The 18,312-nt window shown below is 43.9% G+C and carries 15 protein-coding genes and 7 tRNA genes; 14 read left to right on the forward strand and 8 right to left on the reverse strand.

Annotated elements, in window-relative coordinates; translation table 11 throughout:
- The first annotated feature begins 38 nt into the window (after positions 1–38).
- Positions 39–115: transfer RNA gene (locus ACE1OE_RS18710), tRNA-Asp, on the forward strand.
- 89 nt (positions 116–204) lie between these two features.
- Positions 205–281: transfer RNA gene (locus ACE1OE_RS18715), tRNA-Trp, on the forward strand.
- Between the two features lie 72 nt (positions 282–353).
- Here ACE1OE_RS18715 and ilvY read toward each other — a convergent pair.
- A complete protein-coding gene (gene ilvY, locus ACE1OE_RS18720; protein ID WP_102470934.1) occupies positions 354–1,262 on the reverse strand; it encodes an HTH-type transcriptional activator IlvY in 909 nt (302 codons plus the stop codon).
- 145 nt (positions 1,263–1,407) lie between these two features.
- Here ilvY and ilvC point away from each other — a divergent pair, with 145 nt between their 5' ends.
- A complete protein-coding gene (ilvC, locus tag ACE1OE_RS18725; RefSeq protein WP_372060239.1) occupies positions 1,408–2,892 on the forward strand; it encodes a ketol-acid reductoisomerase in 1,485 nt (494 codons plus the stop codon).
- Positions 2,893–2,952: 60 nt separating this feature from the next.
- Here the strand turns inward: ilvC and ubiK are convergent, their stop codons facing one another.
- The 4 genes from ubiK to ACE1OE_RS18745 all read right to left on the reverse strand — a co-directional run bounded on the left by ubiK (position 2,953) and on the right by ACE1OE_RS18745 (position 8,166).
- Positions 2,953–3,204 carry a ubiquinone biosynthesis accessory factor UbiK gene (gene ubiK, locus ACE1OE_RS18730; RefSeq protein WP_102470844.1) on the reverse strand — a complete coding sequence of 84 codons (252 nt, stop codon included), beginning with the start codon at positions 3,202–3,204 and terminating at the stop codon, positions 2,953–2,955.
- Between the two features lie 121 nt (positions 3,205–3,325).
- A complete protein-coding gene (locus ACE1OE_RS18735; protein ID WP_102470845.1) occupies positions 3,326–6,448 on the reverse strand; it encodes a multidrug efflux RND transporter permease subunit in 3,123 nt (1,040 codons plus the stop codon).
- Between the two features lie 11 nt (positions 6,449–6,459).
- Positions 6,460–7,566, reverse strand: a complete 1,107-nt coding sequence (locus ACE1OE_RS18740) for an efflux RND transporter periplasmic adaptor subunit (protein WP_102470846.1) — start codon at positions 7,564–7,566, stop codon at positions 6,460–6,462.
- Between the two features lie 18 nt (positions 7,567–7,584).
- The gene (locus tag ACE1OE_RS18745) at positions 7,585–8,166 is read right to left on the reverse strand and encodes a TetR/AcrR family transcriptional regulator (RefSeq protein ID WP_449211933.1); all 582 of its coding nucleotides are present in this window, start codon (positions 8,164–8,166) and stop codon (positions 7,585–7,587) included.
- A gap of 177 nt (positions 8,167–8,343) precedes the next feature.
- On the opposite strand from ACE1OE_RS18745, the gene rep reads away from it, so the two are divergent.
- Positions 8,344–10,362: a DNA helicase Rep gene (rep, locus tag ACE1OE_RS18750; protein WP_102470848.1), complete on the forward strand. Its 2,019-nt coding sequence runs from the start codon at positions 8,344–8,346 to the stop codon at positions 10,360–10,362.
- 75 nt (positions 10,363–10,437) lie between these two features.
- Here the strand turns inward: rep and ACE1OE_RS18755 are convergent, their stop codons facing one another.
- Complete coding sequence (locus tag ACE1OE_RS18755; protein WP_372060237.1) at positions 10,438–10,851, reverse strand: c-type cytochrome; 414 nt, start codon at positions 10,849–10,851, stop codon at positions 10,438–10,440.
- Positions 10,852–11,152: 301 nt separating this feature from the next.
- Between ACE1OE_RS18755 and ACE1OE_RS18760 the strand changes: the two genes are divergently transcribed.
- From ACE1OE_RS18760 to ACE1OE_RS18780, 5 genes are all read left to right on the forward strand, one after another.
- Positions 11,153–11,229 (forward strand) — tRNA-Arg (locus ACE1OE_RS18760).
- A 32-nt stretch (positions 11,230–11,261) separates the two neighbouring features.
- Positions 11,262–11,337 (forward strand) — tRNA-His (locus ACE1OE_RS18765).
- 68 nt (positions 11,338–11,405) lie between these two features.
- Positions 11,406–11,482 (forward strand) — tRNA-Pro (locus ACE1OE_RS18770).
- Between the two features lie 44 nt (positions 11,483–11,526).
- Positions 11,527–11,602 (forward strand) — tRNA-His (locus tag ACE1OE_RS18775).
- 52 nt (positions 11,603–11,654) lie between these two features.
- Positions 11,655–11,731, forward strand: a tRNA-Pro gene (locus ACE1OE_RS18780).
- Between the two features lie 259 nt (positions 11,732–11,990).
- Here ACE1OE_RS18780 and ACE1OE_RS18785 read toward each other — a convergent pair.
- Together ACE1OE_RS18785 and ACE1OE_RS18790 are read right to left on the reverse strand one after the other, a co-directional pair.
- Positions 11,991–12,581: a porin family protein gene (locus ACE1OE_RS18785; RefSeq protein ID WP_449211934.1), complete on the reverse strand. Its 591-nt coding sequence runs from the start codon at positions 12,579–12,581 to the stop codon at positions 11,991–11,993.
- Positions 12,582–12,704: 123 nt separating this feature from the next.
- Entirely contained in the window at positions 12,705–13,556 is an 852-nt protein-coding gene (locus tag ACE1OE_RS18790; RefSeq protein WP_449211935.1) for a LysR family transcriptional regulator, read from the reverse strand.
- Positions 13,557–13,715: 159 nt separating this feature from the next.
- Between ACE1OE_RS18790 and ACE1OE_RS18795 the strand changes: the two genes are divergently transcribed.
- The 5 genes from ACE1OE_RS18795 (at position 13,716) to ACE1OE_RS18815 (ending at position 17,698) form a co-directional block, all read left to right on the forward strand.
- Complete coding sequence (locus tag ACE1OE_RS18795) at positions 13,716–14,594, forward strand: LysR family transcriptional regulator (protein WP_449211936.1); 879 nt, start codon at positions 13,716–13,718, stop codon at positions 14,592–14,594.
- Complete coding sequence (locus ACE1OE_RS18800) at positions 14,591–15,430, forward strand: LysR family transcriptional regulator (protein ID WP_449211937.1); 840 nt, start codon at positions 14,591–14,593, stop codon at positions 15,428–15,430. The genes ACE1OE_RS18795 and ACE1OE_RS18800 overlap by 4 nt, the downstream gene beginning before the upstream one ends.
- 88 nt (positions 15,431–15,518) lie before the next feature.
- Entirely contained in the window at positions 15,519–15,911 is a 393-nt protein-coding gene (locus ACE1OE_RS18805) for a hypothetical protein (protein ID WP_449211938.1), read from the forward strand.
- A gap of 150 nt (positions 15,912–16,061) precedes the next feature.
- Positions 16,062–17,087 carry a hypothetical protein gene (locus ACE1OE_RS18810; protein ID WP_449211939.1) on the forward strand — a complete coding sequence of 342 codons (1,026 nt, stop codon included), beginning with the start codon at positions 16,062–16,064 and terminating at the stop codon, positions 17,085–17,087.
- Positions 17,088–17,140: 53 nt separating this feature from the next.
- Positions 17,141–17,698, forward strand: a complete 558-nt coding sequence (locus tag ACE1OE_RS18815; protein ID WP_449211940.1) for a hypothetical protein — start codon at positions 17,141–17,143, stop codon at positions 17,696–17,698.
- Positions 17,699–18,312: the final 614 nt, after the last annotated feature.

Raw genomic sequence — 18,312 nt, forward strand, 5'->3', positions numbered from 1 at the left:
TAATTTATGGACACTTGCAATAGCGAGTAAGCCACTGCGGAGTGGTAGTTCAGTTGGTTAGAATACCGGCCTGTCACGCCGGGGGTCGCGGGTTCGAGTCCCGTCCACTCCGCCATTTATTCAAGAAACCTCGCTTTGCGAGGTTTTTTTGAATCTAACGTATTGAGATTTTTAATTAAATAGAATATGTTGAAGGTTCAAACTAGGGGTGTAGCTCCAATTGGCAGAGCAGCGGATTCCAAATCCGCGTGTTGGGAGTTCGAATCTCTCCACCCCTGCCATTTTCTAAAGGCTCTGACTTTTTGGTCAGAGCCTTTTTTGTTGATTTTTTAAAAGAATAAACCTTATTCGGCTTAAGAACGAAAGCCAGAATTAGGTTGTATGTAAATCTGCTGTGCAACCTTCCAAAATGCAGTGATTAATGCATTATCAAGATTAGATTTTTTACAACACACTCCGAGTTTGAATGGCTTAATTGACTCCAGCTTTAATCGCTGAATTTTGTCTCTGACGGGACTGTTAACAATCACAACTTCTGGTGCAATACCAACACCACACCCGAGTGCAACCATGCTAACTATAGCCTCATGGCCAGATACTTGAGCATAGATATTGGGTTTAATGCGCATCTTTTTAAACCAGGCGTTAGCTCTTTCTCGAGCGGTTCCAGCTTCAGGGACAATAAATGGAATTTTTTTCCAATCGGGAGCCCCGCTCATTAATTCCTGCCCAAAATTACTAATACCTTGAGGGGCAATAATAGACAGAGGGATTTCACTGATAGTTTCGAAGGCTAAGCGTCCTGGTAACTGCTCTGGAAAGGCTGAAATAGCGATGTCAGTATCATCATTCAATACTTTATCAATAGCTTGAGCTGGGTCTCCTGTCGACAGCTCAAACTCAATATATGGATACAGTACTCGAAACTCTGCGAGTAACTCTGGAAGGTGGCTATAGCTCGCCGTTACGGAGCAAAATAACCTCAATTTTCCTCTCAGTTCCATCTCACCTAGTTCGTTGCTCGACTGAAATTTTTGCCACTCACTAATAATATTGAGTGCAACAGGGAGTAGTTGTTGACCCGCTGGAGTCAAATCAACCGAGCGATTATCTCTAAGAAGTAAGTTCTGCCCTGCCTCTTGTTCTAGTTTTTGGATCTGGCGACTGAGTGCTGACGGACTAATATGCATTGCAGTGGCGGTTCGATTAAAGCTTTTACTCTCGCATAAATGGATAAAAGCTTGCAGACTTTTTATATTCATACCACTTAGAGTAAATGTAGTTGCATTAATTGCAATAACAAATTGTGAATATTTCACTTTAAGCAACCTTAACTCTGCTTTAGTATGAACTCATTCGATGATAATCATCGGCACTATGGATAGAATTCAACAGGAGAGCTTCACTATGGCTAACTATTTCAACACGCTTAATCTACGTCAGCAATTGGACCAACTTGGTCGTTGTCGCTTTATGGACCGTTCAGAATTTGCTTCTGAAGCTGATTACTTGAAAGGAAAGAAAGTAGTTATTGTTGGCTGTGGTGCGCAAGGCCTAAACCAAGGTCTAAACATGCGTGATTCTGGTCTTGATGTGTCTTATGCACTTCGTCAAGCAGCAATCGATGAGCAGCGCCAGTCATTTAAAAATGCGAAAGACAATGGCTTCGTCGTTGGTAGCTATGAAGACTTAATTCCGCAAGCTGATCTTGTGGTCAATCTGACTCCTGACAAACAGCACTCTAATGTTGTTGAAACGGTTATGCCGCTTATGAAGCAAGGCGCTTCTCTTGGTTATTCACATGGCTTCAACATCGTTGAAGAAGGTATGCAGATCCGCGAAGACTTAACGGTAGTGATGGTTGCACCTAAGTGTCCTGGTACAGAGGTTCGTGAAGAATATAAGCGTGGATTTGGTGTTCCAACTCTTATTGCTGTTCACCCAGAAAATGACCCTCAAGGTGATGGCCTAGAAATCGCTAAAGCTTGGGCTGCAGCAACGGGCGGACACCGAGCTGGCGTTCTTGAGTCCTCGTTTGTAGCTGAAGTAAAATCCGATCTAATGGGTGAGCAAACGATCTTGTGTGGCATGCTGCAAGCTGGTTCGATTGTTTGTTATGAAAAAATGATCGCTGACGGTATCGAAGAAGGGTATGCAGGTAAATTACTGCAGTTTGGCTGGGAAACGATTACAGAAGCACTGAAATTTGGTGGCATCACTCACATGATGGATCGTCTTTCAAACCCTGCGAAAGTTAAAGCGTTTGATTTATCTGAAGAACTAAAAGATCTTATGCGTCCACTTTATAACAAACACATGGATGACATTATCTCTGGTCACTTCTCAAGCACGATGATGGCGGATTGGGCAAACGATGATGTGAATCTATTTGGTTGGCGTGAAGAGACCGGTCAAACGGCATTTGAAAACTACCCAGCAAGTGATGTTGAAATCTCAGAGCAAGAATACTTCGATAACGGTATTTTGATGGTTGCTATGGTTCGTGCTGGCGTTGAGTTGGCGTTCGAAGCAATGACAGCATCAGGTATTATTGACGAGTCTGCATACTATGAGTCACTTCATGAGTTACCGCTTATCGCTAATACGGTTGCTCGTAAACGTTTATACGAAATGAACGTTGTTATTTCCGATACCGCTGAATACGGTAACTACCTATTTGCTAACGTTGCTACACCATTGCTTCGCGAGAAATTTATGCCAAGCGTAGAGACTGACGTCATCGGCCGTGGTTTAGCAGAAACCTCTAATCAGGTTGATAACGGTAAGTTGATTGAAGTTAACGATACGGTTCGCAATCACCCTGTTGAATATATTGGTGAAGAACTTCGTGGTTATATGACAGACATGCAACGCATTGCCGTTGGTGGTTAATATCACAGTGTGATGAAAAAAAGGCTTACCAGAAGGTAAGCCTTTTTTGTTGCTATCGCTTTATTTTTCAGAAAGTTTTGCTTCTAGCTCAGAAAGTTTTTGTTCCATTTCTGTTAGCTTCTGGCGCGTGCGAAGTAGAACCTGAGTTTGAACATCAAATTCTTCACGGCTAACGACATCAAGTTTATTCAGTTGGCCTTGGATGACTTGGCGAACCTTCTGATCAACATCTGTACCGAGTTCCTTGACAGGCTGTGGCATCGAGTCGTGTATTTGTCTGGCAATCTGTTCTAGTTTCTTTGGATCAAACATTTCAATTAGCTCCTGTGCAATTACTTCTATTTTATGTAATTCACTCGAGATTGTCCCTAATTTGCATAATAAAAAAGGCCACAATGTGGCCTTTAGAGTTTAATCATTGGTAATAAAGTAATTATTTATTATCCGCTAGCTCTCTGTGAGCCGCTTTGGCCTCATCTATTCGTGCTAGTTTCTCTAAATCTTTATCTTCAACAAATGTTGGCAATGGCTTATGTTTTTCTGCCAGGTATGAATAAATAACCGGAAGAACAAACAAGGTAAACAGTGTACCGATCGCCAAACCAGAAACGATAACAATACCGATACTGAAGCGTTGAGCAGCACCAGCACCAGTGGCGTACATTAATGGAACTAGACCTGCGATCATGGCTGCGGTTGTCATCAGTATTGGACGTAAACGAACCTTAGCCGCCTCTTTCACTGCATCCATTCGGCTTAGCTTATTAAGAAGTTGCTCTTCTTTTGCTACTTCACAGATCAAGATACCGTGCTTGGTGATTAGACCAACAAGCGTGATGAGGCCGACTTGAGAGTATATGTTCATCGTCGCGGCACCCCATGCTAGCGCAATCAAGGCCCCACAGATCGCCAACGGTACGGAAACCATGATAACAAGTGGATCTCTGATGGATTCAAACTGAATCGCGAGAACCAAGAAGATGATAGCAAGTGCAAGACCAAAGGTAGCATATAGCGCGCTTCCTTCTGTTACGTATTGTCTTGCTTCACCCATGTAATCATGACTATAACCGTTTGGTAGTTTGTTCTCTGCTACAGACTCAAACCAAGTAATGGCATCACCCATTGCAACGCCAGGCGCAGGAACCGCGCCAACCGTTGCAGAGTTTAGTTGGTTAAAGTGAGGCAATGAGCGAGGCTCTGCCACAACATCGATAGAGATTAAACTGCCTAGAGGAATCGCTTGATTGTTGGCTGAGCGAACAAAGTAAGTATTCATCGACTCAGGGTTTAAACGATACTTACGCTCTACTTGAGGGATAACCTCATAAGAACGACCGTTTAAGTCGATACGGTTAACATAACCGTCCGCCATCATAGTACTTAACGTAATACCTATGTCCTGCATGGTAACGCCGTAAGCACCCGCCATGTCTTTGTCGATATTGATCTTCATCGTGGCAGAATCGTAATTCAAATCGAGTGTTGAATAAACGAATTGCGCATTTTGTTGTACATCAGTCCAGACATCAGAAGCAATAGTAAATAAGCTTTCAAAGCTGTTTGGCGTAGTAATAACAAACTGAATTGGTAGACCAGAGCCCGCTCCTGGAAGCTCAGGCATCTGGAACGCTGTTACTGCCATACCAGGGACGTTGCTGACGAGTTGACCGACACGGTTGGCCACTTCAGCTTGGCTTGCTTCACGTTGGCTCCAAGGAACCATAGAAGCGATACCGAACGCTTGGTTTGAGTTAGGCACACCAGTAAACACTTGAGCAAATTGAACTTCAGGTTGCTCGGTTAAAATCGCATTTACATCGTTCATTGTGTTTTGCAAGTAGTCGAGGTTAGCGTTAGATGGACCTGTACCCATCAACATTACTACCCCTTTATCCTCTGATGGCGCAAGTTCACTTGGGATGAATTTGAACAACAAAGGTAAGCTTGCGAATACAATCACAGCAAATGCGATGATCACAGGGCGATGCAACATAACCGCAGATAGCATCTTCTCGTAGCGAGCGGTCATCTTATCTAAGATTTGATGAACCTTTACTTCGAATTTGCTTGGCGTTTCATTGGCTTTGAGTAGCTTAGAACACATCATCGGAGACAGTGTCAACGCGATGATACCGGAAATAAATACCGCCCCAGCAAGTGTTAATGCAAACTCTTTAAACAAAGAACCTGTTATGCCGCCCATTAATGCGATCGGCGCATAAACTGCACCCAGCGTTAATGTCATAGCAATGACCGGAACCGCAATTTCACGTGTACCGATGATCGCAGCTCGGAATGGTGACTCGCCCAATTTTATGTGACGGTCAACGTTCTCCAGTACGACAATCGCATCATCAACAACAAGACCGATTGCTAGCACCATTGCGAGCAAAGTCATTAAGTTCCAAGAGAACCCAATAGCTTGCATCACCATGGCAACGCCAATCAATGATAGTGGAATCGTTACGATCGGAATTAATACAGCACGGAATGATCCCAAGAATAACGTAATTACCACAAGAACGATGAGTGCCGCTTCTAAAATGGTCTTGATTACTTCCTGAATAGATTCATTAATCGCCACTGTGGAGTCATACATGACGTTCATTTTGATGTTACTTGGCAAGTTCTTCTCTAGTTGAGGAAGAAGCTCTAGAACATCTGCCGCTATGTTAATCGGGTTTGCGCTTGGGGCTGCATTGATCGCGGTAACGACTGCCTCTTGACCATTTGCACTTGCTCGATAGACATCATGACTTTTTTCTAGTGTGACTTTAGCAATGTCACCAAGACGAGTGACTTCGCCATCATCCGCCATTACGACTAGGTTACTTAACTCTTCAGTATTGGACACTTGTGTGTCAGCGCTGCCGTTGTAAAGTACAAATTCACCGGTCGCTTGACCCGCGGCTGATTGGTAGTTATTGGCATTGAGGACACTCATAATATCCGTTGCCGTTAGCTTCAAGGCCGCCATTTTTAATGGGTCGAGCCAGACACGAAGTGCGTATTTCATACCACCATACATGTCTACTTTTGATACGCCGTTTACCGTAAAGAGCTGAGGGTTAATCACGCGCTCTAGGTAGTCGGTGATTTGACTAGATGCTAGCTCGTCACTGGTGAAACCAATGTAGAGTACCGCCGTCGTTGAACCCGTAGACATCGTTACCGTTGGATCTTCTGCTTCTTTAGGAAGCTGAGAACGCACGGAGTTGGTTTTCGCCAGAATGTCAGACAAAGCTGCATTGGGGTCGGTATTAAGCTTCATCGTGACGGTGATCGTCGATTGTCCTAATACAGACTGCGATGTCATGTAATCAATATTATCGGCTTGCGCGACGGCTTGTTCCAAGGGCTGGGTAATAAACCCCTGAATCAAATCGGCACTCGCTCCGTAATAGCTGGTCGTAACGGTTACGACTGTATTCGTCATTTCTGGGTATTCACGAACCTGCATTTTGAAAACCGCTTGTAGACCAAGCAAGGCAATCAAAAAGCTGATTGATACCGCAAGAACAGGACGTTTTATGAAAATATCAGTAAAACGCATTTCGCCTCCAATTACAGCATCGGTGTTTTAGCAGGTGGTACAGTCGCGTCACTTTCAACAACACGCACTTTTGCGTCATTGTTCAAGCGGACTTGACCAGATGTCACCACGATATCGTCGGCTTTTACCCCTTCGAGGATGTGAGCAATATCGCCGGTACGTTCACCTACTTTGATGACTTGTTGCTTAACGCGTTTTTCACCATCAACATCTTCAACAATGTAGACATTGTCACCGTAGAGAGTAAATGTTATTGCTGTTTGTGGTAGCGTGACCTGATTTTCAAGCTTCGGCAAAATGATATTTGCTCGTGCAAACATGCCACTACGCAAGCGTCCATCGTTGTTTGGAATATCAGCTTGTACCTGAATCAAACCACTTTGAATACTGACGGCGGGTTCAATCGCGCTGATTGCTCCCTTGAATGGCTGGTCAGGGTAAGCGTCAACGAATATATCAACATCCTGCCCAATCGAGATTCTAGAGAAATCTGTCTGTGGAACAGTAAAACGAAGCTTCATGACACTGATATCTTCCAAACGGACGATCTTATCGCTTGGCTGAAGATATTGACCTAGAAATACATTACGAATACCAACGACACCAGAAAATGGTGCTTTGATTTCACGGCGATCAATCGAGGCTTTTAGGCTTTCAATATCAGCAGACAAAGAGAAAAAGTTAGCTTCAGCCTCATCGTATGACTCTCGAGAGATCGAGCCTTTCTTATACAGTCCTTGATAGCGTTTATATTTAGCTTGTGCTGCTGGTAAACGAGCTTCAGCGCTTTTCAGGTTGGCCTTTTCAACGTCAGAATCTAGCTTGACCAATTCTTGACCTACCTCAACTTGCGACCCTGAAGTAAATGAAATGCTATCGATAACACCGCTAGTTTCTGTTGTTAGAGTTACCCCTTGGTTAGGTTCAACAAAACCAATGACCTCGATGACTGGTACCCAATCAACAGATTTCACTGTAGTTGCCGTGACCGGAAACTCCGGTTCTGGTCGATTGGCAAGGTATTCAGCAATTTTTTGCTGTTTAAACATGTTAAATCCTATCACGCTACCGAAAAGTAGCACGGCGATAAGAAGCATGAAAAATGTCCACTTTTTCATTCTGTTGAAAACTCCAAATTAGTGTTTAATTATTGCATCCCAACTGGCTTCAATCGCTGATTCCAGCGCATTCTCATCCAGTTGATATAGTCCGAGAGCGTGCTTCCTCGCTAGCGATACGCTAGCCTCTAAGCTCAAACCCGAAAGGATTTCATTGTCGAGGTCTTTGAAAACCCCTTGTTTCTTTCCTTCGCTGAATAGATTGTCTACTTGGGAAAACAATTTACGTTCTTGTTCCCGAGTCTCCGCACTATTCTTCGACGGAATGGAATCATACTGAGCGCGCGTCTGCATCGAGTTAAAATTCGATGCAGCAAGCCGCCAAATATTCAACCACATGGTACGATATTGAACCTTGAGTGGTTTATCAGCATCAACACCTAGCTGAACCGCTTTGGCCATACATGAGACAACATATAGTCGAAGTTCTTCAAGTAAGTGGTCTTTATCATCAAAATATCGATAAATAGTGCCCGCTGCGACGCCTGCTTCATCGGCTAGTTTTTTCATAGATATACCTTGGATACCCACTTCCGCCACCATTTTTTGAGCGGCTTCGAGTATTTGTAGGCGTTTATCATTTTGATTCAATGTATTCATCAATCATCCGCATTAGTGAATGAACGTTCATTCATTATAAAGCAATTACCCTATATTTATGCAACTTATTTTTAAAGTATTTCCTATAGAAATAAAGAAAGTCAGCCATGGCGTGGCATCTTATCTATTAGGGGGCTATTATGTGCCCGTTACAAATCCGTAGTAGTGAGTACATCAATGAAGCTGAATCCACAGCAAGATATGGCTGTAAAATATGTCTCTGGACCTTGTCTTGTTCTTGCCGGCGCAGGGTCGGGGAAAACACGTGTTATTACTAATAAGATAGCGCATTTAGTACAAAACTGTGGATACAAGGCTCGAAATATCGCTGCCGTGACGTTTACAAATAAAGCCGCGCGAGAAATGAAAGAGCGTGTCGGCCAAACGTTAGGCAAGCACGAGTCTAAGGGATTGTTGGTTTCTACATTCCATACCATGGGCCTGAATATCATTCGCCGAGAGTATAAGGCGCTTGGTCTTAAGGCTGGCTTTTCACTATTTGACGACCAAGATCAGTTGGCCCTGCTTAAGGAGTTAACTGAGGATCAATTAGAGGGAGATAAAGACTTACTACGGTCATTGATGAGCTGTATATCGAATTGGAAAAATGACATGTTGTCCGCCGAACATGTTAAAGGCATCGCCCGTTCAGAGCAGGAACAACTGTTCGCATTTTGCTATGACATGTACTTGGAGCAGATGAAAGCGTACAACGCCCTTGATTTTGACGACCTGATCGCCATGCCCGTTGTGTTATTGAAAAACAATGAAGAAGTTCGCCAGCGTTGGCAAAAGAAAATTCAATATTTGTTGGTTGATGAATACCAAGACACTAATACAAGCCAATATGAATTGGTCAAATTGCTAGTAGGTGAACGTTCACGATTCACGGTCGTAGGCGATGATGATCAATCAATTTATTCTTGGCGCGGAGCGAAACCTCAAAACCTTATTTTATTAAGCAAAGATTACCCAAGCTTAAAGGTCGTCAAGCTAGAGCAGAACTATCGCTCGACCAGTCGGATCCTTCGTGCAGCCAATATATTAATTGCGAACAATCCGCATATTATTGAAAAATCACTGTTTTCAGAAATACCGGACGGTGAAAAGTTAAAAGTACTGAAGGCAAAAAATGAAGACCATGAAGCAGAACGTATTACTGGTGAATTGATTGGTCATCGTTTTGTGAATCGAACGAACTACAGAGATTACGCCATTCTATATCGTGGCAATCATCAGTCTAGACTCATTGAGAAAGTCTTGATGCAAAACCGAGTGCCTTACAAGATCTCTGGTGGGACATCGTTTTTTGCACGCGCGGAGATAAAAGACATCATGGCGTACTTGCGGGTGTTGGTGAACCCTGCTGATGACAACGCATTTTTACGTATCGTTAATACGCCACGTCGTGAGATTGGCCCGGTGACATTACAGAAATTGGGTAGTTATGCCAACATGCGCGGTAAAAGCTTATTCGAGGCCAGTTTTGAGTTGGGTCTAGAGCAGCACTTATCAGGTCGAGGGTTGGAAAATCTTCGACGATTTACGCAATGGATTGTGGCGATTGCCGATAACTCTGAACGTGGTAACACCGTGGAGGCTGTGCGATCACTCGTGCGTGATATTAAGTATGAAGATTGGCTGTATGAAACGTCTTCTAGCGCGAAAGCCGCCGAGATGCGAATGAAGAATGTTTCCGACCTTTATTCGTGGATTGTTGCCGATCTAGAGGGGGACAATTATGACAAAGAAGAAAAATCACTGAAGGAAGTCGTTCAGCGTTTAACGTTGCGAGATATGATGGAGCGCGGTGAGGACGATGATGACAGTGATGCAGTTCAACTAATGACATTGCATTCTTCAAAAGGCCTCGAGTTTCCTTATGTGTACCTGCTTGGTGCTGAGGAGGGTATTCTCCCTCATCAAACCAGTATTGATGAGGAGAACGTCGAAGAAGAGCGACGTTTGATGTACGTAGGAATCACTCGAGCCCAGAAAGAGCTCACGTTCTCATTGTGCAAAGAAAGAAGGCAATATGGTGAGTTAATTAAGCCAGAACATAGTCGATTTTTAGATGAACTGCCGTTTGATGATATTGATTGGGAGCAAACTAAGAAGCCGGTCTCTCAAGAAGAGCGAATGGAGAAAGGGCAAACACATATTGCGAACATTCGAGCAATGTTCAATAAAAAATGATGACAGTTCTGACTGTCATCTAGGCAAGTGACGATAAAGGGCACCCTGTTGGGTGCCCTTTTTATAATACTTGGATTATAAACCGGCGATCATATGCTCGATTGCATCTGATATTTCATCATCAGAGCAGTCCATACACGTTCCTTTAGCAGGCATCGCATTAAAGCCTTTGATGGCGTGGTCGAGTAAGACATCTTTACCCTGTGCAATACGTGGACCCCAATCGCCCGCATCCCCTGTCTTAGGCGCGTCACTGATACCTGTAGAGTGACAGGCCGTACAAAACATGCCATAAACCGCAGCGCCGTCACGAGGGCCAGTAGGCTCTGCCGCCACTGGCTCACTGCCTGCTAGGTAAACATTACCTACAGGTTTAATACGCTCTGCAATAGCATCGTATTCAGCTTGATTGACATCCGCCGCAAAACTGGCGGTAGAAAAAGTTAGAGCGGCGCACAACACCGTTAAGATTTGACGAGACATATCCATTAAACTCACTTTACTATCCAAAGGTGGCAAGTCGTTGCTTGCTTGGGTTCTTATGATTTTACGTTGTTATTCTGCATTGAGACTTAACGGCTGTTAAATCAATGTAAATATTGGGTGATTATATCCTGTTAACTTGTTGCAATAAACAACAAGTTTTCAGCTTCACGGGGTGAATCACATCGCATAGTTGTTCTTTCTGGGCAATAACTGCTGAAAAAGGCGGCAATCAATAAAAAAAAGTGAAAAAGTGCTTTACGCCATAGTGTGATATCCGTATTATTCCTCTCCGCCGATAGGGCATGCGCCTGTAGCTCAGCTGGATAGAGCGTTGGCCTCCGGAGCCAAAGGTCGAAGGTTCGAATCCTTTCAGGCGCGCCATCCGGAATAACAAATTGGCGAAAGATATAATGGTGGCTATAGCTCAGTTGGTAGAGCCCTGGATTGTGATTCCGGTGGTCGCGAGTTCGAATCTCGTTAGCCACCCCATTATTTGGTAACCTCGGTTTCCAGTTTCGATTGTTACAGTCGGGACGAAACGTTCGAAAGAACATTGTCGGTGAATAGCGCAGCTTGGTAGCGCATCTGGTTTGGGACCAGAGGGTCGGGGGTTCGAATCCCTCTTCACCGACCACTATTTCAGTTAAAGCTTAGTGCTTTAGCAAAGCAAAATTAGTGGTGGCTATAGCTCAGTTGGTAGAGCCCTGGATTGTGATTCCGGTGGTCGCGAGTTCGAATCTCGTTAGCCACCCCATTAATTAGGTAGCATTCGCTTCCTCTTACGATCATATCGTAGAAAACTTTGTCGGTGAATAGCGCAGCTTGGTAGCGCATCTGGTTTGGGACCAGAGGGTCGGGGGTTCGAATCCCTCTTCACCGACCACCTTTAAAAGCCTCGTCGAAAGACGAGGCTTTTTTTCGTCTGTAACTTAATGAGGAAGCGGGGGAAAGAAACGATACGCTAAGCCCCGTCACATCGCTTTAAGTAGTCTTAGAGGCTAGCCGCTTGGTTGTGGCCATCGATTGAGGTGTTAGTGTGGAATAGTAAAAAGGTATGGATGACAGTGGGATAAGGATGAGAGCTAGAAGAGTGATACCTAACGACACAAGTTGCATCCTTGCAAACTTGGCTAGGTCGGGAGTTAGAATTTGTAGTTAAGGCCTAGGTTAATGGACTGGGCGTCAAAGTGCTTGTGGCTGGATAGCTTCATCACTTCAACGTTCGCACCGAGAGAGTTGGTGAAGTTGTACTGAGCACCTATACCGTACGAGAATGAGTTAATGGTTTTTTTATTGCTGTTTTCAGCAAAGCCTGCGTGCTTTAATCGAATGTTATTAACACCAGCTAGACTATAAAGCTCAATGCTGTCAGAGATATTAAACTTCATTTTTCCGTAAATCCCCGTTTGATGGTCGACAGCTAAACCTTGTCCATTTTTCTCTACCTTCCCACTGTCACGACTATGGCGAAGTTCGGCTCCAAACATTGAGTTAAAGTCATAACCTGCCTTAAGGCCTAGTGAGCGAAAATTGCCTTTAACTTTATAATCAGTGCTTGTGCTTGTGCCTGGGTGGATAGGTTGATCAATGGGGGATGTATCTGTGTTTGAGGCTGACATTGCACCCAAATATGTACCCACATAGAAGCCAGAATCACCGGATGCTAAAGCTGGTGCAGAGATAGCGGTTGCTAAGGCTAGAGCTGTGGCGGTTTTTAACATTACTTTTTTCATACTTTCCTCGTTTAAAGTTTGGTCTTTTGACCTTGTGGTGTATGTCGGTGCGTATCATATTTAAACGTGCTGCCATTCAAAAATCAGACACTGTTCAGGTTTGATACAGAGACGGGGCTCGCACTAAACATGCTGGCAGAGCACGTTGTAGATGATTTCTCGGATACCGAGTGCGTGCTCAGAGTCACGATATCCCAGACCAAACTTGCTGCGCTGAATGGCCTCGCGATGATTGATGATGACCAGTTGATTGTGATTGAGCTCATTTTTAATTGAATCTTGGTCAATGCTAGTCCAACCAATACCATCTTTGACTAGCTGCTTGGCAGTGGCGAGGTTATTGACGGATAAGAGCTCAAACTTATAGTTACCCCACACTGATTCATTTTGTTGTTGGGTAATCGCAATCGAGAGGTGGTGACTAAGCTGCTCTGTTGATACTTCATCGAGTTGAGCTATGGGATGCCCTGGCGCGCAGACAGAAACAAATTGACGTTGGGTAACACTCATAAACTCCCATTGTCCAATGCCACTATAGGGGTAGTGGCTGATAATGAAGTCGTACTGGTCAGAAGCCATTAGATCATCACAGGTGGCAAAATCAATTTGAATCCCTATGCCGGGTTCTATTTCGTGCAATTCTTGAATGAGAAGAGAAACTATCTTTGGATCGATAAAAGTTGTGATCCCCAGCCGAATTCGATCCGTGCCGGAACCGTTAATTTTCTCGACTTGCGATTCTAACTTTTCAGACAGTCTTAGGATGGATGATGCTTTATCTAGAAGTGCTTGCCCTTGCTCTGTGAGTACCGGTTTATGACCCGCACGGTCAAACAGTTCAATTCCCCAGTCGAGTTCAAGATTTGCTATCCATTGACTGACTTGGACGCGACCTTTGTTCATGGCTTTAGCTGCAGCCGAGATAGACCCAAGTTCGGTGGTAATGACAAAAGCTCTGATTGCATTGATGTTCATGGTGACCCTTATTCAATTCGTTTACTACAGTGCTAAATGATCAAAGCGCTCCGTACCTGATATCTCAGCAAAAATAAGCCCACTCCTTGAAAGCTGTGTGTATGTTAATTATCTTTGATAAACTAATATTCACGACGTATGGTTTAAAAGAGTTATCACTTGGCATCTATCGAACAGCTAGAAAGTTTCGTCGCCGTTGCTCAGGTAGGCTCTGTGGTTGCTGCGGCAGAAAAGTTGGGCAAAACCCATGGTCCGGTTACGTTGGCAATTCAAAGTCTTGAAGCCCATTGGGGGCGGTTATTTGTTGAGAATACGGCAAAGCGCCAGTTGTCAGAGAAGGGGCAAGCATTACTGCCTTGGGCTGAGGCGGTAGTGGCGAGTTACTATGAGTTAAAGAACTCAGCAGCCCAAGTATCACCGAGTCAAGTATCCATCGGTATCGATAGCCATTTGCCAAGGCATTGGATGAAAGAGCTGCTATCGAGAGTGCTGGAGCTTGATGTTCGCTGCCAGTTTTATTCGTTGCCAAGTGACGAGCTCATAACCGCGTTTAATCAGCAGCGTTTAGACTGGATTGTGACGTTAGCAGATTTGCCTTGGCCAGAGGCGAGTAACTTTCTTTCAATGGGTCATATAGAAAGCTATTTAGTGACGAGTAGCCTACAGCTTGACTCTTTTGATGGTCCACTTCGTTTGGATAGTGGTCAGTTGTTAAGCTTGCCACAGGTGTCTCTTTCACATCCAAATCGAGTCGATGTACCCATTTATAAGCGCTTTGATTATCCCTGCCCATGGCAAATTCGAGTCAGCGATCACCATCTGGCTTCGGCTATTTTGGCTAACGTACCGAGCCATTTATCCTCTGTTCACGGCAATATAGATTTAACAGAGACAATGAGTGTTAAGGATGAGCCTCATTTAAAGGCTGCATGGGGAGTCTTAGTGTTCTGGAGTGATCACCTCGCGACAAGTGAATTGCTAGAAAAGCTTAATGGCTGGGCCATGCAAAAATCCCAACAACAAGGGGGACTGGCATGACGATTGATCAGATCCGAACATTTGTTGCTGTTGCACATCATGGCAGCATGAGAAGTGCCGCTCGTGCTTTAGGGAAATCTCAGCCTGCTATCACCGCGAGTATTAGGCGCTTAGAGCTTAGTCTTGACGGTGAATTGTTTGCTCCGGGAAGTCGACCGGTAAAGTTGAGTAGCTTTGGGGAGCGTTTTTTAAAGCGGGCGACAGAATTAGTGAATATCTTGGAGCTAACGGATGTGTTTTCTAGCCGAAGTAGTGTCAAAAAATTGAGAGTGTGTTTTGACTACGGTCTGTCTTTTTATGAGGTGGTAGAGGTTTCGCTGCTACTGCTACGAGAAAATCCATTGCGTAGTTTGGACTTATTTCGAGTCGATACATACACAACACAGAAATTATTGATACAACAAGACGTCGACATGGCGATCACTCTCCCATTTAAGCACTTACCTACTCACCTTAAATATAAATCTGTTGGTTTGCGTGAATTCGTTGAAGTAAAAGCGCCAGATCAGTCAGGGCGATCACATCGACAGATGTTTGTTCACGGAAGTCAGGGGCAGCCGTTATGGCTCCCGGAGACCATTAGCTCGTTAAACGCAATGTCCTTCAATAAACCTCAAGATATGTTAACTGCTATGCGCGAGTTTTATGGTGTTGGTTGGTTGCCAAAAGGGGATGTTGAGGCGTCGCTTTCGGGGCACGAGTTAGTACTTACCAAGCGAGAGTCGGCGAAAATAGGCTATCACCTGATATGGCAAAGTGACGCTAATAATGAGTTGAAGCTGGTGGGAAAAATACACCAAGTAAGTCAGTCCTTTGCGGTTGACACGTCGTTTTAAGAATCATAAAACGCTGACAGACTCTATATTTACTTTCATTGAGAACCCTTTAGTCTCACTTAGCACATAATGAAAAAGGAGTGTAAATATGCTCAGAGTAGTCATGCGCTTAGCGGTAATGGTGATGATTATTACCTCCCCTCGTGTCAATGCTCAATATATCGCGGAATTGAATTTGATGATCCGTGGTGTCTATCAAGGCAAGGTTGAGATAGGGCTGCAAGATAGACAAGTCATTAAGCTAAATGAGATAACAGAAGTCATATTGTATAGCCAATCGAGTGTGAGTGACGATATAGCCACATTACACTTTGTCGTGGTCGAGCAGTCACTAAGCTACCCACAAGACCACAACCAGCTCGTTTTACCTACGATGATCACTGAAGTGAATAGTGAAGCCGGCGTTGAAATCGGTGATGAACATGGAAGCAGCATTCATTATCAAGTGGTGGTGCGTAAGAAAACCGCTCCCTCTTCTTAATCTTTTCCTGTGGAAGGCAGTACTCTCGGCACCTTGGTTCTGTTTTGTTTCAGACACTGATTTTTGAAGCCGTCTTTGATTCGATACGCTTAACTCGTTCATTGGAGAAGGGACTCTCTATCTTTAAATCACCTTGATCGGAGAGATAGCATGTCCAAATTAAGCGTAAGTCAAAAAATACATGTACCAGCTGAAACTCAGGACAGCTATGGCGAATTTAACCTCTATGGGAAACTGCGAGAGGTCATTGTGGGTCATAGTGACAATATGCGCTTGCCTAAATTAACCGACGATATTAAGGCCACGTACCAAAGTATCATGCAACCTGAGTTATTTGAAATGTGTGATAAAGCGGGCGGGCAGCTATTATCGGATGCTTACCCAAACTATCTCGCAGGCTTAAAGAGTGAAACGCAAGCCTTGGCAAAAGCACTACAGCGCTTTGATGTGAACGTACTTCATGCTCGAGGTGCATCCGAAAGTGAAATACAATTTTGCCAAAATTCTACTGTGTTTACTCAAATATTCGCTGCGGAGCCGCTGTGGGTCGTGGGGCGGAATGTGCTAGAGAATGTATGGGCAAGCGACATCGCTTGGGCAAGCATAGCGCCAGTCAGAGAGCTGCATCAACCATTTATCGACAACGACAACAATATCTTACACTACACCGCGCCGAGACCGACGATGTCGCGGGATTATGTCTATGAAGGTGGGGATGTGCTTAACTTGGGTGACGGACGAGTCTTAGTATCTACAGGTCCTTCCTCCACCAATCAGCGTGGAGCTGAATGGGTCAAACGTATGCTTGAGCATGATGGCTATCAGGTTGGTATTATCAACCTTCCTGACGTGGGCATTCATCATCTATTCGCCGTGATGTGTGTTGCTGGGCCTAAATTGGTCATTGCATATGAAGCGTCGTTCCCAAATGGGCTACCTGAATTTATGCGTGACTTTGATGTGATTTGGGTCAACAGAGCAGAAGCGCTCGCTACTGGCCCCTGTGCTGTGATGCTTGATAAAAAGCATATTTTAGTTCCAGAGGAAGCGACGCAACTTTGTCAGCAACTAGCAAAAAAAGGTATTACACCGGTGACTGTCCCCTTCAAATATCATGCGAAGTTGTGTGGTGGTATCCGCTGTAAAATATCGGTTACTCGCCGAGAACTTTCTTAGCTAACCTTTCCTGATGCTCTGGCTGTATAGCCGGGGCTGTTTTGGTGGTGACAATGAACAAAAAAATAACGATGTATCGAGGTCGGCTTGTCGATAACATGCGGCTATTTTTAGGCGTGTTGATGTTGGTTATTGCCTGTGCTAGCCCCTTATTGATTCCGGTGATTTCTATCTTAAAAATTGGTAGCGGCTCAAAAGCGTTACTTAGCGGGGCGATGATCTTTGGGGTGCCAGAACTGGCAACGCTTGCTGCCGTGATGTTACTTGGTAAAGGGCGATTGCTTGCTATTAAAAACTGGGTCGTAGAAAAAATATTAAAGCTTAAACCGCAGCGCAAATCGACCAAATTGGGTTATTACACGGGACTAGCAATAATGATTTTTGTTGGGCCACTCATGAATATTGTGCTGTTTTATCTGCCAGTTTTATCGTCAGACTGGGTTGAATCTAAGCTGGTAATCGGCGTTATTTGCGATGTGACTTTCATCGTGGCTTTATTTATTGCGGGAGAGCAGCTTTGGGGGAAAGTAGAGTCTATTTTTTCCTTTGATGTATCGTCGGATGTCAGAGGCTTATTGAAAGATGACAGTGGTGATAGTAACCGATGCTAGTGGTATAGAGTAATTTACTCGCGAAAATAATAAGTTATTTGTGTGAACTTTAATCAAGTGAATAACATTTACACGATTCTCTTTTGATGAGAAATAGGCGTTAACGCTGTTTTTTACACAAAATGCAGATTTTTATTTAAAAACTTGTGAAGTGACATGTTGCAAATAAACACGGAGTAAAATGCTAATTTATTAGACTATATGAGCGGTAACATGTAATACCGTTGTATTAATCTAGGTTTTAGTACTGAATTACGGAGTGATTTTATGTTTATGTTTTTATTGTGTTAAATGTGTGGTGGAATAACTATGCGATACTTAATGGTCATAAATATTGTTAATAACGTGAAGTATGGCGTTTTATTTTCGTTTTGCTGCACATTTTTCGGAGCTAGTATCAACTTTTTAACTGGTTTGAAGCACTACTATATGTAATAAAACTGCATATATATGTACTCATACTGCTTTGTATTTGCTTGATCTCGAATTTTTATCCTATTTTTGTTGCTTTTCTGTGAAATGTTTGCCAAATTGATGCCCTTATAAATAGTCAGCAGAAAATGCTGTCTACGAATGGATTCAGTTTTGCAGACAGGGGCAGAAAACTGCCAAAG

The sequence above is a fragment of the Vibrio sp. E150_011 genome, assembly GCF_053544015.1.

What these genes read in the sequence shown, in the direction of transcription:
- ilvY (WP_102470934.1), bottom strand. Translation starts at nt 1,262, where the DNA reads ATGAATATAAAAAGTCTGCAAGCTTTTATCCATTTATGCGAGAGTAAA.
- ilvC (WP_372060239.1), top strand. Translation starts at nt 1,408, where the DNA reads ATGGCTAACTATTTCAACACGCTTAATCTACGTCAGCAATTGGACCAA.
- ubiK (WP_102470844.1), bottom strand. Translation starts at nt 3,204, where the DNA reads ATGTTTGATCCAAAGAAACTAGAACAGATTGCCAGACAAATACACGAC.
- ACE1OE_RS18735 (WP_102470845.1), bottom strand. Translation starts at nt 6,448, where the DNA reads ATGCGTTTTACTGATATTTTCATAAAACGTCCTGTTCTTGCGGTATCA.
- ACE1OE_RS18740 (WP_102470846.1), bottom strand. Translation starts at nt 7,566, where the DNA reads ATGAAAAAGTGGACATTTTTCATGCTTCTTATCGCCGTGCTACTTTTC.
- ACE1OE_RS18745 (WP_449211933.1), bottom strand. Translation starts at nt 8,166, where the DNA reads ATGAATACATTGAATCAAAATGATAAACGCCTACAAATACTCGAAGCC.
- rep (WP_102470848.1), top strand. Translation starts at nt 8,344, where the DNA reads ATGAAGCTGAATCCACAGCAAGATATGGCTGTAAAATATGTCTCTGGA.
- ACE1OE_RS18755 (WP_372060237.1), bottom strand. Translation starts at nt 10,851, where the DNA reads ATGGATATGTCTCGTCAAATCTTAACGGTGTTGTGCGCCGCTCTAACT.
- ACE1OE_RS18785 (WP_449211934.1), bottom strand. Translation starts at nt 12,581, where the DNA reads ATGAAAAAAGTAATGTTAAAAACCGCCACAGCTCTAGCCTTAGCAACC.
- ACE1OE_RS18790 (WP_449211935.1), bottom strand. Translation starts at nt 13,556, where the DNA reads ATGAACATCAATGCAATCAGAGCTTTTGTCATTACCACCGAACTTGGG.
- ACE1OE_RS18800 (WP_449211937.1), top strand. Translation starts at nt 14,591, where the DNA reads ATGACGATTGATCAGATCCGAACATTTGTTGCTGTTGCACATCATGGC.
- ACE1OE_RS18805 (WP_449211938.1), top strand. Translation starts at nt 15,519, where the DNA reads ATGCTCAGAGTAGTCATGCGCTTAGCGGTAATGGTGATGATTATTACC.
- ACE1OE_RS18810 (WP_449211939.1), top strand. Translation starts at nt 16,062, where the DNA reads ATGTCCAAATTAAGCGTAAGTCAAAAAATACATGTACCAGCTGAAACT.
- ACE1OE_RS18815 (WP_449211940.1), top strand. Translation starts at nt 17,141, where the DNA reads ATGAACAAAAAAATAACGATGTATCGAGGTCGGCTTGTCGATAACATG.